We start from the raw sequence: 15,506 nt of genomic DNA on the forward strand, positions 1-15,506 counted from the left end.
TCGTGATTCGACTAAGGGCACTCGCGACGCGGGTGCTTTTTTGAATGCCGGTTTCATCATCCATGGCGAAGGCGTGAAGTCCATCTTCACATCAACAATTTCCCACTAAACTCAATCCAACTGAAACAATCCTGTAATGGTTATTTAAAAGTTCGATTGTTATAATTGTAGGCGCTTGAACTACCGACTGATGATCTTTTTGGACAGGGGTGACCGGAGTAGGGTCCCTTGACAGGTCGTATCGTTATCGTGTAGAACAGAGGCTAGACGAAAATATTCAGTTAACGAAGCAATTCTGCGAATCCAGTTGAAGATCGTCATAGATGCATGAAAAATATATAAAAAGGGTAGGGAATACGTTATGATTTCGATGCAAAAAGTCAGCAAAGTGTATCCGAACGGCGTCGTCGCAGTCGATGACCTCGATTTAAGGATTGAAGACGGCGAATTTCTATACGTCGTCGGACCATCCGGTGCCGGGAAATCGACGTTCATGAAAATGATTTATCGGGAGGAGAGACCGTCGAGCGGACAGCTCATGATCGACGGGATTGACGTCGGCAAACTGAAAAACCGCCACGTCCCGAAATTGCGCCGTCAACTCGGCGTCATCTTCCAGGACTACAAGTTGTTGCCGTCACTCACGGTATATGAGAATGTCGCGTTCGCCCTCGAGGTCGTCCAAGCCGACACGGGCACGATGCGCAAACAGGTCATGGACGTGTTGAACCTCGTCGGCCTGAAGCACAAGGCGCGCAACTATCCCGATGAACTGTCGGGTGGGGAGCAACAACGTGTGTCGATCGCCCGTGCCATCGTCAATAAGCCGAAGCTCATCATCGCCGACGAGCCGACCGGTAACTTAGACCCGGACACGGCGTGGGGCATCATGGAAGTGTTTGAAGAGATTCACCGTCGCGGGGCGACGATCGTCATGGCGACGCATAACCGTGATATCGTCGATAAGATTCGCCATCGCGTCATCGCGATCGAGAACGGGAAAGTCGTCCGCGATGAAGAGAAAGGAGCTTATGGCTATGATATTTAAAAGTGGGATCCGTCATCTGCGCGAAGGGTTCAAGGGAACACTTCGCAACGGATGGATGACGTTCGCGGCTGTCAGTGCCGTCACCATCACCTTGTTGCTCGTCGGCGTGTTCGCCCTCGTCATGTTCAACGTCAATGAGATCTCAGAGAACGTCGAGAACGACGTCGAGATCCAAGTGTTCGTCACCCGGACCGCGGAGGAAGCGAACGTCGAACAGCTCGGTGCTAACTTAGAACAGATTCCGGGCGTCGCTTCGGTCACGTTCAGCTCGAAAGAAGAAGAACTTGAAAACTTCCGGAACCAGCTTGGGGAAGACGCCAACGCCTACGGGACGGTCGAGAAGGACAACCCGCTCCATGACCGCTATATCGTCAAGGCGTCAGACCCGCTCAACACGGAAACGGTCGCGGACGCGGTCCAGTCACTCGAAAACGTCGATAAGGTCACGTATGGACAGGACTATATCGACAAGATGTTCGCCTTCTTCAACGGGATTCGCATCGGTGGACTCGTGTTGATCGTCGGGCTTACGCTCATGGCGATGTTCCTCATCTCGAACACGATCAAGATGACGATTTTCTCGCGCCGTCGTGAGATTGAAATCATGCGTCTCGTCGGGGCGAAAAACAGCTTCATCCGTTGGCCGTTCTTCATCGAAGGACTTCTCCTCGGTGTCCTCGGCGCGCTCATCCCGATCGCCGTCATCTACTTCGGATACGACGTCGCATATAGTGCTTTACAACCATCGCTAGATCAACTGAATAGTGATATATTTAAATTGATTGATCCATCGGTACTGACGACACAAGTGTCGCTCGTCCTCTTGGCGCTCGGTGCCTTCATCGGGATCTGGGGCTCGACAACATCGCTCGGTCGGTTCTTGAAAGTCTAAATCAACTTTAAATATGAGGAGGAGTTGGCGGATGAAACGTTCGCTTGCGCTTGGATTGAGTTTGACACTACTTGCCTCGCCGGTCATGGCGACGGAGAAGGACACGCTGAAAGCACGACAAGATCGTCTTTCTGACCAATTAGAGAGATCCAAAAAAGCGCAAGACGAGACGGACGCCGAGCTCGACATCACCGAGGCGGAACGTGACGCGGTCGCGACAGAGATTCGCGCCGTCGATGAACGTCTCGAGGGTTTAAGTGAACAGATCGCCGTCCAGCAAGAAGAGGCGGACGCGGCGCGCACCGAGCTCGAGGCGACCCGTGGTCAACTCGCTGCCCAAGGGCAGACCCTCGAAAGCCAGAAGGCGCTCCTCAGTGAGCGTCTTCGTGTGCTTCAAGTACACGAGGACCGGTCCTATCTCCAAGTCGTCTTTGAGTCCCGATCGTTCGGTGACTTCGTGACGCGGCTCATGACCGCGCAGACGATCGCGGAGCAGGACCGGGACCTCATACATAGCTATATGAACGAAGTCGAGCGGCTTGAAACGCTCGAGACACGGCAACGCACCCAGTTGTCGTTCGTGAAACAAAAAGAACGTGAGCTCGTCGTGACGAAGCAGGCGCTTGACGCAGCCGCGGAACAGAAGCGGGACTTGCTGTCGGAGCTGAACGAGCAAGTCGAGCTGCTCGAACTCGAGAAGATGAGCCGCGCCGAAGAGCAGGCGCTCATGAACGAACAGAACCGCATCATCGCCGGACAGCTCGAAGCAATCGCCACGGCGGAACGCGAAGCCGCGGAAGCAGCGGCCCGTGCTGAAGCAGAAGCACGGGCGAGAGCAGAAGCCGAGGCGAAAGCACAGGCCGACGCCAAAGCCGCAGCGGAAGCGGAGGGACAAGTGGATGAGAAGCCGGCGGTCTCCCCACCGTCTGCGGAAGCCCTGACGGACGTGGCAGGACCGATGACCTCGTTCGTCCGTCCAGTGTCCGGTTACGTGTCGAGTCCGTTCGGACCGCGTCAAAACCCGCTCACGGGCGTGGCGGAGTCGCATCGCGGCATCGATCTCGTCAATGCGACCGGGACGCCGATCGTCGCGGCGGCACCAGGGATCGTCATCAAGGCGGCGCCGGCGACCGGCTATGGCAATGTCGTCTTCGTGTCCCACATCGTCGGCGGGGAAGTGTGGACGACCGTCTACGGCCACCTCGACGCCATCACCGTCACGTCAGGCCAAACGGTCGCTGCCGGTCAGACCGTCGGTACGCTGGGCAACACAGGCTGGTCGACGGGTCCGCATCTCCACTTCGAGTTACATCGCGGACAATGGGCGCCCGGACAACCGAATGCGGTCGACCCGGGTCCATATATCGGTTACTGATACGACGGACGTGTTCCAAATTTGTGGAACGCGTCCGTTTTTCTAAACTTTTTGCTATACTGAATGAAAGACTGACAAAGAGAAATGAGGGACTACCCGTGAAAAATACAACCGCAGGATTACTTGCCGGCGCCACGTTCGTCGCAGGGGCCGGTGCAGGGCTCGCGACGATGGCGTTCACCGATACGGCGCTGCCGATTCAACCGAAAGCCGAAGGCTGGGACAAGGTCGACCAAGTCCGGCAATTGATCGAGACGCATTCGCTCAAAGATATCTCGGAAGAGGACTTGTTGACGGGAGCGCTCGACGGGATGACGGGAGCGCTTGACGACCCGTATTCGGATTTTCTGGACGCCGAAGAGACGTCACAGTTCACCGACTCGATCGAGTCGAGTTTTGAAGGAATCGGCGCGACTTTGGAGAAGAAAGGAGAAGACATCCTAATCGTCGCTCCAATCAAAGGAGCACCGGCCGAAGAGGCAGGACTCCGTGCGGGAGACATCATCACGGCGGTCGACGGCGAGTCGATTGAAGGGATGGCCGTCGAAGAGGCCGTCCAGCTCATCCGGGGCGAGAAAGGGACCGTCGTCACGCTCACGATCCGCCGCGGCGGGCAAGAGGCCGACTACGAGATCACTCGGGATACGATTCCGATTGAGACGGTCTACTCGGAAGTGAAAGAACAGGACGGGAAGAAAATCGGGTATATCGAGGTGACCCAGTTCTCCGAGCCGACGGCCGACGAATTTTTAGAGCAGCTCGAGGCGCTCGAGTCGGAAGAAATCGATAGTCTGATTATCGACGTACGAGGTAATCCGGGTGGATTGCTCCCTGCCGTCATCGAGATGACCGAAGGGTTCGTCCCGTCGAACAAGCCGGTCGTCCAAATCGAGAACGCGGACGGGGACCGCGAGTCGCAGAGCGGCCGTGCCCGGGAAGCGAAACCGTACGATTTGTTCGTCTTGACGGACGAAGGGTCGGCGTCGGCGTCTGAAATTTTGGCCGGGGCCCTAAAAGAAGGTGCCGAGGCCACAATTATCGGCAACAAGACGTTCGGTAAAGGCGTCGTCCAGACGGCGTTCGATTTAGAGGACGGCAGCAATTTGAAGCTGACGACGAGCAAATGGCTCACGCCGGACGGCAACTGGATCAATGAGAAAGGGATTGAGCCAGATATCGAGGTCGACCAACCGGCTTACTTCGGCGTGACCCGTATCCTGGCCGATACCGATATGCTCGAGGTCGGGGATTATGGTGAAACGGTCTCGAACTTGCATACCGTGTTGACGGGCATCGGCTATGAGCCGGGCGGGCAACCGGGTTATTACGGTGACACGATGGCCCGTGCCGTCAGTGCCTTCCAAGCCGACAACAACTTGCCGGAAGACGGCGTCGTCAATGAGGCGACGGCGTCGGCGCTCGAGTCTCGCTTGCTCGAAGTGATTCAGGACGAGGCGAACGACGCCCAGTTGAACCGGGCGCTCGAAGAAGCTGCAAAATAAGGATTAGGGAAAGGATTGGACACGCGTGGACGTTCTACGAATGAGTTTTACAGCTTTGTTGACTTTGATCGGTAGTCCGCTGCTCTGGGCGACGCTCGTCGCCCTCGTTTACATATCCATGACGCGCATCAAACGGGAGCGGGGCATGTTCCGCTCCCGTCGGCGCTCGCCGAGATCAGACTGGCGTCATTTTATATGGCCGAGCCTGCTGCTCGCCATCATCGGTTCGGTGGCGCTGATCTTGCTCGAGACGACCGTCAACTGGGAGTGGGTCGTGACGTTCAGCGTGCTCTACGCGCTCATCGTCTTGACGATGCACCCGCGTTTCAGCAGTCCGGCGTTCCCGTTTCTGATCATGCTGACGGCCGTCGCGCTTCGTGACGTCGTCGAGTTTGGTGCTGTCTCGGGATGGGTCGACCGGGTGGCCGAGGTCGACTGGCCGGTGTATGCGCTCGTGTTCGGTGTCGTCACATTGGGGGAAGCGATCCTCTTACGGTGGAACGGGCCGGTCGAGACGTCGCCGACACTCATCTTGTCCAAGCGGGGCCAGTTCATCGGAGGACACGTCGTCAAACGGCTTTGGTTCTTCCCGCTCGTCGTCTTCTTGCCTCCGTCATTCGGTCTTGATATGCCGGTGCCGGTCATCTTGCCGATTCCGATCGGGGTGAGCCTGTTGTCGACGGGAGCGCTCCCGGGGACGCTGCTCGGTCGCTTGAGCCTGTATCGTGGCCTGCTCGCGCTCATCGCCATCGGTTTGTTCGGGGCTTCCTACGCCATCGACGTCCCGTACGCGGCCTACATCTTGCTCGGTCTGTTCGTGTTGTATGAGTTGGCGCTACAACTCATCAAGCGAGAGAATCGAGGGACGACGCCGGTGTTCATCAACGGCAACCGAGGAGCGGTCATCATCGACACGCTACCGGGCTCACCGGGTGAGACGATGCAGCTCATCCCGGGCGAATCGATCTACAAAGTGAACGGAACCGTCATCACGGGCGGGAGCAGCTTCTATGAGGCGCTCCAGTTGCATAAACCGTACATCAAGCTCGAGGTGCTCAACTTGAACGGGGACATCCGTTTCGTGCAACGGGCGATGTATGAGACCGACCCGCACGAGCTCGGCATCTTGTTCGTCGCCGAACCGGCGAGCCCACGTCTGCGGTTACGGAAACTATAAAAGGGAGCATCCTTGGCGGATGCTCCCTTTCGCGTGTGCACTTATACTTCAAGTTGTGATGGTTTGAAGCCCATTGTCGCTTCGACTGCGTGTTGCCAGCCTTTATACAGATTTTCGCGGTGTGCTTCGTCCATCTTCGGTTCGAACTGATGGTCGAGTTTCCACTGTTGTTTGATCTCTGCTTGGTCTTTCCAGAACCCGACGGCGAGACCGGCGAGATAGGCGGCACCGAGAGCCGTCGTCTCGCTCACTTCAGGCCGTTCGACCGGGACGTCTAAGATGTCCGCTTGGAACTGCATGAGGAAGTTGTTGTTGACCGCACCGCCGTCGACGCGGAGCGTCTTCAACTCGATGCCAGAATCTTGTTCCATTGCCGTCAAGACGTCGCGTGTCTGATAGGCGAGTGACTCGAGCGTCGCCCGGACGAAATGTTCTTTCTCCGTCCCGCGCGTGAGGCCGAAGATGGCACCACGGACGTCTGAGTTCCAATACGGGGCACCAAGTCCGACGAAGGCTGGGACGACGTACACGCCGTCCGTCGTCTCGACGCGGTTGGCGTACTGTTCCGTGTCTTTCGCCGACTTAAGCATACGGAGCCCGTCACGGAGCCATTGGATGGCCGAACCGGCGACGAAAATCGAACCTTCGAGTGCATATTCGACTTTACCGTCATAACCCCACGCGATTGTCGTGAGTAGACCATGGTCCGACTTGACGGCTTCCTCGCCCGTATTCATGAGCATGAAGCAACCTGTCCCGTACGTGTTCTTGCCTTCCCCAGACTCAAAGCAGGCTTGGCCGAACAGGGCCGCCTGTTGGTCACCGGCCGCGCCGGCGATTGGGACTTCGAAGCCGAAGAAGTGATAGGGGATCGTATTGGCGTATACTTCACTCGACGGTTTGACTTCTGGGAGCATCGATTTCGGCACCGTCAAGATGTCGAGGAGCTCATCGTCCCATTTCTGCTCATAGATGTTATACATGAGCGTCCGTGACGCGTTTGAGTAATCGGTGACGTGCGCGTGGCCGCCTGACAATTTCCAGATGAGCCATGTGTCGATCGTCCCGAACAAAAGGTCACCGGCTTCCGCTTTCTCGCGGGCGCCTTCGACGTTGTCGAGAATCCATTTGACTTTCGTGCCTGAGAAGTAGGCGTCAATCAAGAGGCCAGTCTTGTCGCGGAACAACTCGTTATGCCCGGCCTCTTTCAATTCCTCACAGATACCGGCCGTTTGACGTGATTGCCAGACGATGGCGTTATAAACCGGACGTCCCGTTGACTTCTCCCAGACGACGGCCGTTTCCCGTTGGTTCGTGATCCCGATGGCCGCGATCTCTTTCGGGTCAATGTCAGCCGAACCGAACGCCTCGGCCATGACGGCGAGGACAGAACCCCAAATCTCGTTGGCGTTATGCTCGACCCAGCCTGGTTTCGGGAAGTACTGCTTGAACTCACGCTGGGCGGTCGTGACGATTTTTCCGTCGTGGTCGAAGATGATGGCCCGAGAGCTTGTCGTTCCTTGGTCGAGTGCTAAGATGTAGCGTTTTTCTTTCTCCATATGAGAGAGCCTCCTTAGAAAGTAGAAAAATTATGGTACGAGAATGCCGTAAACGAGTGCGGCGATGACCGCCCCGATAATCGGACCGACGACCGGGATCCATGAATAGCCCCAGTCCGACGTGCCTTTACCTTTGATTGGAAGGATCGCATGCGCAATCCGTGGCCCGAGGTCACGCGCCGGGTTGATGGCATATCCCGTCGTACCACCGAGCGAGAGACCGATCGAGACAACGAGGAAACCGACGATGAGAGGATTCAAACCGTCCGTGAACGTGTTGGCCCCGAATGATAAAATCCCGAAGACGAGGACGAACGTACCGATGATTTCGCCGATCACGTTGAACGGTGTGCTGCGTATCCCAGGAGCAGTCGAGAATGTCGCCAATTTTGCGCCCGGGTCATCGGTCACGTCATAGTGCGGCTTGTAATGGACATAGACGAGGACGGCCCCGATGAACGCCCCGATGAATTGTGCCAAAATATACGCTGGCACATCTTCCCATGGGAACGTGCCTGCCGTCGCGAGCCCGACCGTGACGGCAGGGTTCAAGTGCGCCCCTCCATAAATCCCGGCCGCGTACACTCCAATCATAACGGCGAAGCCCCAACCAAACGTGATGACGACCCAGCCTGCGTTCTCCGCTTTCGAATGACGGAGGACGACACCTGCTACGACACCGTTACCGAGCAAGATGAGTAGCATTGTACCAATAATTTCGCTGACGAATGCTGACATGTGATCTTCCCTTCCTTCCATATTAAATTTGGCTTACCACTTCATTATATGCCCAATATGTAAGCGTTTTAAAACGGTTATGCAAAAAAAACCACTTTTCTCAGAAAAAGTGGTTTTGATTGGTAATACGACGTCTGAAATCGAGCGAGATTCCAACGAGAAAGACGAAGAGGATTGTCAAGCTCGCATAAGCCAACAAAGGAAAACTGGCAGCGCCAAGGTCAAGGAGAATCGAAGCGATGACGGCTAGATAAAGCCAGGCGAGGCGTCGTGAGATTTCTCGGTCTTTATAGCGGTCCGTCAAGGAGGCGCCGATCGGTGCACCGATGAAGGCGCCGATGACCAACGCGAGCGGCGTTATGTAATCGAGCGAGAGTGACGGTAAATAGCCGACGAGCCCACCGAGCGAGATGAACAGGACGGAAGCGAGGCTCGTCCCGACCCCGCGATGCGTCGAGAAGCCGAGCCAGCTGACGAGGAGCGGGACGATGATGAACCCGCCGCCGATGCCGAGGAGGGCGGACAACAGTCCGGCCATCGCTCCGATCATCATCCCCGCGAGAACGGTCGATTTTTTCGGCTTCTTCGGTTTCGATGTTTTCTTTAATAGCGTAACGGCAAAATAAGATAGGATAGCCAGGTAAAATAAGTTCAGTAACCAATCATACGTCCCCGAGATCGAGAGGACGAGGCGGCTCGACAGCTGTGCCGTGACGGCGCCGGTCAGTCCGACCGTGATGCCGGTCGACCAAGACACGTTGCCGAGCGACGTATGTTTCTTCGCGCCGGACAGGCTCGTCCCGACGACGAACAAGAGCGACGTGGCGACGGCCTCTGCTGCCGAATAACCACTAAAGAGCAGCACCGGGACGATGATGACCCCGCCGCCGATGCCGAAGAATCCGGACAAGGCACCGACGATGGCACCGAGCGGGATGAAGAGAAGTGACCACATGACGACCAACTCGTTTCTACTTAGATTCACTCTCCATGATAACGAAAAGCGGAACGATTTGGGAAGCGTGTCAGAAGCGAATATTTGTTCGTGTATGTGCTATAATCAAGTCAATATGCAAGGAACAGAAAGCGAGGAATATATATGGATAAGATTAGCGTTCCGTTCGACTTACAATCAGAATATAAGCCGGCCGGCGACCAACCGGAGGCGATTCGACAGCTCGTCGAGGGCGTCAATCGCGGCGACCGGTACCAGACGTTGCTCGGGGCGACCGGCACCGGGAAGACGTTCACCGTATCGAACGTCATCCAAGAAGTGAAGAAGCCGACGCTCGTCTTGGCCCACAACAAGACGCTCGCCGGACAGCTCTATTCGGAGTTCAAGGAATTCTTCCCGAACAACGCCGTCGAATATTTCGTCAGCTATTACGACTACTATCAGCCAGAGGCGTACGTCCCATCGACGGACACGTTCATCGAGAAAGACGCCTCGATCAACGACGAGATCGACAAGCTTCGTCACTCGGCGACATCGGCCTTGTTCGAGCGCGATGACGTCATCATCGTCGCCTCCGTGTCGTGCATCTACGGTCTCGGTAACCCGGAAGAATATAACAGCCTCGTCTTGAGTCTCCGGGTCGGTAAAGAGTTGGGCCGTGATCAGATGCTCCGCAAGTTGATCGACATCCAATATGAGCGGAACGATATCGACTTCCAACGTGGTCGGTTCCGTGTCCGCGGGGACGTCGTCGAGATCTTCCCGGCGTCACGCGACGAGCAGTGTTTGCGTGTCGAGTTCTTCGGAGACGAGATCGACCGGATTCGCGAGATGGACCCGCTCACCGGCGAAATCATCGCCGATCGCGAGCATGTCTCCATCTTCCCGGCATCCCACTTCGTCACCCGCGATGAGAAGCTGCAAAAAGCGATCGTCAACATCGAGGCTGAGCTCGAAGAACAGCTCGAGAAGTTCCGCGAGGAAGGCAAGCTGCTCGAGGCGCAGCGTCTCGAACAACGAACGAACTATGACCTCGAGATGATGCGTGAGATGGGCTACTGTTCAGGCATCGAGAACTATTCGCGCCATTTGAACTTGACCGAGGCAGGGGCGACCCCGTATACGCTCATCGATTACTTCCCGAAAGACTTTCTGCTCGTCGCCGACGAATCGCACGTGACGCTCCCGCAAGTACGTGGGATGTATAACGGTGACCAGGCCCGAAAACAAGTGCTCGTCGACCACGGCTTCCGCCTCCCGTCGGCGAAGGACAACCGGCCGCTCAAGTTTGAAGAGTTCGAGAAGAAGTTGTCACAGGCCATCTTCATATCGGCGACACCAGGCCCGTATGAACTTGAACATACGCCACATATGATCGAACAGATCATCCGGCCGACCGGTCTACTTGATCCGACGATCGAGATTCATCCGATTAAAGGACAGATCGATTACTTGATGGACCAAATCCGCGAGCGCATCAAACAGGACGAACGCGTCCTCGTGACGACGCTCACGAAGAAGATGGCCGAGGACTTATCGGACTATCTGCGTGAAGCGGGCATCAAGGTCAACTATATGCATTCGGAAATCAAAACGCTCGAGCGAATCGAGATTATCCGTGACCTCCGTCTCGGAAAATACGACGTCCTCGTCGGGATCAACTTGCTGCGGGAAGGACTAGACATTCCGGAAGTGAGTCTCGTCACGATTCTCGACGCCGATAAGGAAGGGTTCCTCCGTTCAGACCGTTCACTCATCCAGACGATTGGACGAGCGGCCCGGAACTCGAACGGCCACGTCATCTTGTTCGCCGATAAGATGACCGACTCGATGACACGGGCGATTGAAGAGACCGACCGCCGTCGCTCGATTCAACAGGCCTACAATGAAGAACACGGCATCACGCCGCAGACGATTCGCAAAGAAGTGCGCGGCGTCATCCGCGCGACGGTCGATGCCGAGGAAGACGTGCTCGAGTCGCTCAGCACGATGAAACCGGCCGAGCGTGAGGCGGCCATCGCCAAGCTAGAAGAAGAAATGAAACAAGCGGCCCGTGACCTCCAGTTCGAACGGGCGGCCGAATTGCGTGACTTAATCTTGGAGTTGAAGGTAGGGAATTAAATGGCTGAAAAGAAAAATGCGATCGTCATCAAAGGGGCGCGCGTCAACAACTTGAAAAATATCGATATCGATATCCCGCGTGACCAGCTCGTCGTCTTGACGGGCTTGTCGGGTTCCGGGAAATCGTCACTCGCGTTCGACACCATCTATGCCGAAGGGCAACGCCGTTATGTCGAGAGCTTATCCGCCTACGCCCGCCAGTTCCTCGGACAGATGGACAAGCCGGACGTCGATACGATCGAGGGCCTCAGCCCGGCCATCTCGATCGACCAGAAGACGACGAGCCGCAACCCGCGCTCGACTGTCGGGACGGTGACGGAAATCTATGATTACTTACGCCTGTTGTTCGCCCGCATCGGGAAACCGGTCTGTCCGCGTCACGGCATCGAAATCTCAAGCCAGACGATTTCCCAGATGGTCGACCAAGTGATGGAATTGCCGGAGAAGACGCGCCTGCAGATTTTGGCCCCCATCGTCTCAGGTCGTAAAGGGACGCACGTCAAAGTGTTCGACTCACTCAAGAAGGAAGGGTTCGTCCGCGTCCGTGTCAACGGGGAGACGATCGAATTGACGGACGAGATCGAACTCGATAAGAACAAGAAACATTTCATCGAAGTCGTCGTCGACCGCCTCGTCGTCCGTCCTGACGTCGAAGGGCGTCTCGCCGACTCGCTCGAGACGGCGCTTCGCCTCGCTGACGGCCGGGCCATCATCGATAAGATGGACGGGACCGAACTTTTGTTCAGCGAGCATCACGCTTGTCCGATTTGTGGCTTCTCCATTGGCGAGCTCGAGCCGCGCATGTTCTCGTTCAACTCGCCGTTCGGCGCGTGTCCAACGTGCGACGGGCTCGGCACGAAGCTCGACGTCGACCCGGAACTCGTCATCCCGGACCCGTCGAAGACGCTCAAAGAAGGCGCCGTCGTCGCCTGGCAGCCGACGAGTTCACAGTATTACCCGCAACTGCTCGCCTCGATGTGCAACCATTTCGACATCGATATGGACGTGCCGTTTGAACGTCTATCGAAGCGTGATCAAGACCTCGTCTTGCACGGGACGGACGAAGAGTCGTTCTTGTTCCGCTATGAGAACGATTTCGGCCAAGTCCGGACGAACACGATCTTCTTCGAAGGGGTGCTGCGTAACATCGAGCGCCGTTACAAAGAGACGACGTCCGATTACATCCGCGAACAGATGGAGTCGTACATGGCGACGCACGCTTGTCCGACATGCAGCGGCTACCGGTTGAAAGAAGAGACGCTCGCGGTCAAAATCACGGGCCATCATATCGGCCAAGTGACGAACTTGTCGGTCGTCAACGCCATCAAGCTGTTCGATTCGATCATGACGGAGCTGAGCGAGAAAGACATCGCCATTGCCCGTCTCATCTTGCAGGAGATCTGCGAACGGCTCAGCTTCCTCAACAACGTCGGGCTCGACTATTTGACGTTGTCGCGAGCGGCGGGGACGCTCTCCGGAGGAGAAGCGCAACGGATTCGCCTGGCGACCCAAATCGGCTCGCGGCTCACAGGCGTCCTGTACGTTCTCGACGAACCGTCAATCGGGCTCCATCAGCGGGATAACGACCGGTTGATCGCGACGCTCAAACAGATGCGCGACATCGGCAACACGCTCATCGTCGTCGAGCACGACGAGGACACGATGATGGAAGCCGACTACTTGATTGACATCGGACCGGGCGCCGGGGAGCACGGGGGGCAAGTCATCGCCGCCGGCACACCGAAACAACTCATGAAAAACAAGGACTCACTGACGGGCCAATACTTGTCCGGCAAGAAATTCATTCCGCTCCCGGCCGAGCGCAAAGTGCCGGATGAGCGTTTCTTGAAGATTTTCAAGGCCGAGGAGAACAACTTGAAAGGAGTCGACGTCTCAATCCCGCTCGGTATGTTCATCGCCGTCACCGGCGTCTCCGGCTCAGGGAAATCGACGCTCATCAACGAGATCCTCTACAAATCGCTCGCCCACCACATCAACCGGGCCAAGGCGAAGCCAGGGAAGCACAAGAAGATTGAAGGGCTCGATCAAATCGACAAAGTCATCGACATCGACCAGTCGCCGATCGGGCGGACGCCACGCTCGAACCCGGCGACCTACACCGGTGCATTTGATGATATCCGTGACGTGTTCGCCTCGACGAACGAAGCGAAGATGCGCGGCTATAAGAAAGGCCGTTTCAGTTTCAACGTCAAGGGCGGACGCTGCGAGGCGTGTCGCGGGGACGGGATCATCAAAATCGAGATGCACTTCTTGCCGGACGTCTACGTCCCGTGTGAGGTGTGTCACGGGAAACGCTATAACCGCGAGACGCTCGAAGTGAAATATAAAGGCAAGACGATCGCCGACGTGCTCGATATGACAATCGAAGAAGGCCTCGACTTCTTTGACAAGATTCCAAAAATCAAACGGAAGATTCAGACGATCTTTGACGTCGGTCTCGGCTATATGAAGATCGGCCAACCGGCGACAGAACTGTCGGGCGGGGAAGCGCAGCGCGTCAAGCTCGCTTCCGAGCTCCATAAACGTTCGACCGGAAAGACGATCTACATCTTGGACGAGCCGACGACCGGTCTTCACGTCGACGACATCGCCCGCCTGTTGAAAGTGCTCCAACGCCTCGTCGAGAACGGGGACACGGTGCTCGTCATCGAGCATAATCTCGACGTCATCAAGTCGGCCGATTACTTGATCGACCTTGGACCGGAAGGCGGGGACGGCGGCGGGACGATCGTCGCGACCGGGACACCGGAAGAAGTCGCCGAGGTGGCGGTATCCTATACTGGGAAGTATTTGAAGCCGGTGTTAGAACGGGATGCGGCCCGGGCCAAACCAAAAGCAGGAAAACGGAAGTAAGGTATAGAAATGATGAGAAACGGGAACATGATTGACGTGTAACCAAATCGAAGGGGGAAACGAACAGTGAAACAAGAAATGCGTGAACTGATTCTCCAGCAAGTGAAAGACGGGAAGTTGACGATTGAAGAAGGGATGACTCAGCTCGAACGGCTCGAACGTTTAGAACCGGAACAGGTCCGAGCGCTCGAAGAACGTCAAGAGACGGAGAAAGTCGATGCCTACTCGGTCGAGTCGCTCACGACGAAACTGACATCGGCCGTCGAAGGACTCGTGTCAAAACTTCGCGACAGTGACTTCTCGTTTAGTTCGAACTATGGACCCGAAGTGACGTATTCAAAATCGTTCCCGTTCACCGGGAAAGACATCTCGCTTGACTTGTTCAACGCATCGGCGACAATCGTCTCGTCGGATCACGAGGAGTGTGAACTGATCGTCACCGGCCGTCCGCTCCGTCAACAAGATGCGGACAAGGCGCTCGAACAGCTTCAGTCGGCGGTCAAGCATTCGGTCATCGGTGACCGTCTCGTCGTGTCGCTTCGTGACAAACTCGTCCGGGCCCATGTCGAACTGTATGTCCCGCATCACCATTTCGATCACCTGCATGTCCAGACGCTCAATGGAGAGGTGCGTGCCGACAGTGTTGACGTCGAGAACGTCCGCATCCAGACGGCGAACGGCCGGGTCGTGCTCCATAACGTGCACGCCTCGGAGCTGCTCCTCAACACGGGGAATGGGACGGTCGAAGTCGAAGGAGTCGAGTCTGAACTCGTCCACGTCCGGACCGGCAACGGCGCCGTCATCGTGAACGGAAAATATGACAAGGCATCGCTCAAGACCGGCAACGGGAACATCCGCGCCGAACTCGCGACGGCACGTCCGGCCAAGTTCGAGCTCATGTCACTCGCCGGAAACATTCGTCTCGTCTTGCCGCATGGGGTCGAGGTCGAAGGAGAGCTCGAGACGAACTTCGGTGGTCTCCACTGTAACTTAGACGAGCTCGAGATCATCCGCGACCGGAAAGACGTCGCCCAGCGCCGGCTCGAATTCTTGTCGGGCCGTGGTCAGACACCACGCATCGAAGTCGAGGCCGGGACACGTACCGGCACGATCGACCTCGAACACGGTTCGCTCCATACCCCGTCGACGTTCCTTGAAGAGGACAAGCACGAAACGACGGAACCGATCGATCCGGTCGACCCGGTCAATCCGGGTGACTTGAACAACCCGTTCCATCAGCAATGACCGACAACCCGAAGGCCTCT

The 15,506-nt window shown here is 56.5% G+C and carries 11 protein-coding genes; 8 read left to right on the forward strand and 3 right to left on the reverse strand.

The window, feature by feature from the left end; translation table 11 throughout:
* Window positions 1-361: 361 nt before the first annotated feature.
* The 5 genes from ftsE to DPV68_RS10515 all read left to right on the forward strand — a co-directional run bounded on the left by ftsE (window position 362) and on the right by DPV68_RS10515 (window position 5,994).
* A complete protein-coding gene (ftsE, locus tag DPV68_RS10495; RefSeq protein ID WP_114166776.1) occupies window positions 362-1,048 on the forward strand; it encodes a cell division ATP-binding protein FtsE in 687 nt (228 codons plus the stop codon).
* Window positions 1,038-1,940, forward strand: a complete 903-nt coding sequence (gene ftsX / locus DPV68_RS10500; RefSeq protein WP_114166777.1) for a permease-like cell division protein FtsX — start codon at window positions 1,038-1,040, stop codon at window positions 1,938-1,940. Before ftsE ends, ftsX begins: the two co-directional genes overlap by 11 nt.
* A gap of 31 nt (window positions 1,941-1,971) precedes the next feature.
* Window positions 1,972-3,315, forward strand: a complete 1,344-nt coding sequence (locus tag DPV68_RS10505; protein WP_114166778.1) for a murein hydrolase activator EnvC family protein — start codon at window positions 1,972-1,974, stop codon at window positions 3,313-3,315.
* 98 nt (window positions 3,316-3,413) lie between these two features.
* Complete coding sequence (locus tag DPV68_RS10510) at window positions 3,414-4,817, forward strand: S41 family peptidase (RefSeq protein WP_114166779.1); 1,404 nt, start codon at window positions 3,414-3,416, stop codon at window positions 4,815-4,817.
* 40 nt (window positions 4,818-4,857) lie between these two features.
* The gene (locus DPV68_RS10515; protein ID WP_114166882.1) at window positions 4,858-5,994 is read left to right on the forward strand and encodes a PDZ domain-containing protein; all 1,137 of its coding nucleotides are present in this window, start codon (window positions 4,858-4,860) and stop codon (window positions 5,992-5,994) included.
* 41 nt (window positions 5,995-6,035) lie between these two features.
* On the opposite strand, the gene glpK is transcribed toward DPV68_RS10515, so the two are convergent.
* The 3 genes from glpK to DPV68_RS10530 all read right to left on the reverse strand — a co-directional run bounded on the left by glpK (window position 6,036) and on the right by DPV68_RS10530 (window position 9,276).
* Complete coding sequence (gene glpK / locus DPV68_RS10520) at window positions 6,036-7,553, reverse strand: glycerol kinase GlpK (RefSeq protein ID WP_114166780.1); 1,518 nt, start codon at window positions 7,551-7,553, stop codon at window positions 6,036-6,038.
* Between the two features lie 30 nt (window positions 7,554-7,583).
* Window positions 7,584-8,291 carry an MIP/aquaporin family protein gene (locus DPV68_RS10525; RefSeq protein WP_114166781.1) on the reverse strand — a complete coding sequence of 236 codons (708 nt, stop codon included), beginning with the start codon at window positions 8,289-8,291 and terminating at the stop codon, window positions 7,584-7,586.
* A 100-nt stretch (window positions 8,292-8,391) separates the two neighbouring features.
* The gene (locus DPV68_RS10530) at window positions 8,392-9,276 is read right to left on the reverse strand and encodes a sulfite exporter TauE/SafE family protein (protein WP_198662293.1); all 885 of its coding nucleotides are present in this window, start codon (window positions 9,274-9,276) and stop codon (window positions 8,392-8,394) included.
* 114 nt (window positions 9,277-9,390) lie between these two features.
* Here DPV68_RS10530 and uvrB point away from each other — a divergent pair, with 114 nt between their 5' ends.
* From uvrB to DPV68_RS10545, 3 genes are all read left to right on the forward strand, one after another.
* Window positions 9,391-11,367, forward strand: coding sequence for an excinuclease ABC subunit UvrB (gene uvrB, locus DPV68_RS10535; RefSeq protein ID WP_304529351.1), 1,977 nt, complete (start codon window positions 9,391-9,393; stop codon window positions 11,365-11,367).
* Window positions 11,368-14,241: an excinuclease ABC subunit UvrA gene (uvrA, locus tag DPV68_RS10540; RefSeq protein WP_114166783.1), complete on the forward strand. Its 2,874-nt coding sequence runs from the start codon at window positions 11,368-11,370 to the stop codon at window positions 14,239-14,241. It begins immediately after the preceding gene.
* A gap of 66 nt (window positions 14,242-14,307) precedes the next feature.
* On the forward strand, window positions 14,308-15,486 hold the full coding sequence (locus tag DPV68_RS10545) for a DUF4097 family beta strand repeat-containing protein (protein ID WP_114166784.1): 1,179 nt from the start codon (window positions 14,308-14,310) through the stop codon (window positions 15,484-15,486).
* The last annotated feature ends 20 nt before the right edge of the window (window positions 15,487-15,506 follow it).

The sequence above is a fragment of the Exiguobacterium sp. TNDT2 genome, assembly GCF_003331145.1.
Taxonomy (GTDB): Bacteria; Bacillota; Bacilli; order Exiguobacteriales; family Exiguobacteriaceae; genus Exiguobacterium.

Excerpts from the sequence above, each read along its gene's own strand:
- ftsE (WP_114166776.1), top strand. The coding sequence starts at position 362 with ATGATTTCGATGCAAAAAGTCAGCAAAGTGTATCCGAACGGCGTCGTC.
- ftsX (WP_114166777.1), top strand. The coding sequence starts at position 1,038 with ATGATATTTAAAAGTGGGATCCGTCATCTGCGCGAAGGGTTCAAGGGA.
- DPV68_RS10505 (WP_114166778.1), top strand. The coding sequence starts at position 1,972 with ATGAAACGTTCGCTTGCGCTTGGATTGAGTTTGACACTACTTGCCTCG.
- DPV68_RS10515 (WP_114166882.1), top strand. The coding sequence starts at position 4,858 with ATGAGTTTTACAGCTTTGTTGACTTTGATCGGTAGTCCGCTGCTCTGG.
- glpK (WP_114166780.1), bottom strand. The coding sequence starts at position 7,553 with ATGGAGAAAGAAAAACGCTACATCTTAGCACTCGACCAAGGAACGACA.
- DPV68_RS10525 (WP_114166781.1), bottom strand. The coding sequence starts at position 8,291 with ATGTCAGCATTCGTCAGCGAAATTATTGGTACAATGCTACTCATCTTG.
- uvrB (WP_304529351.1), top strand. The coding sequence starts at position 9,391 with ATGGATAAGATTAGCGTTCCGTTCGACTTACAATCAGAATATAAGCCG.
- uvrA (WP_114166783.1), top strand. The coding sequence starts at position 11,368 with ATGGCTGAAAAGAAAAATGCGATCGTCATCAAAGGGGCGCGCGTCAAC.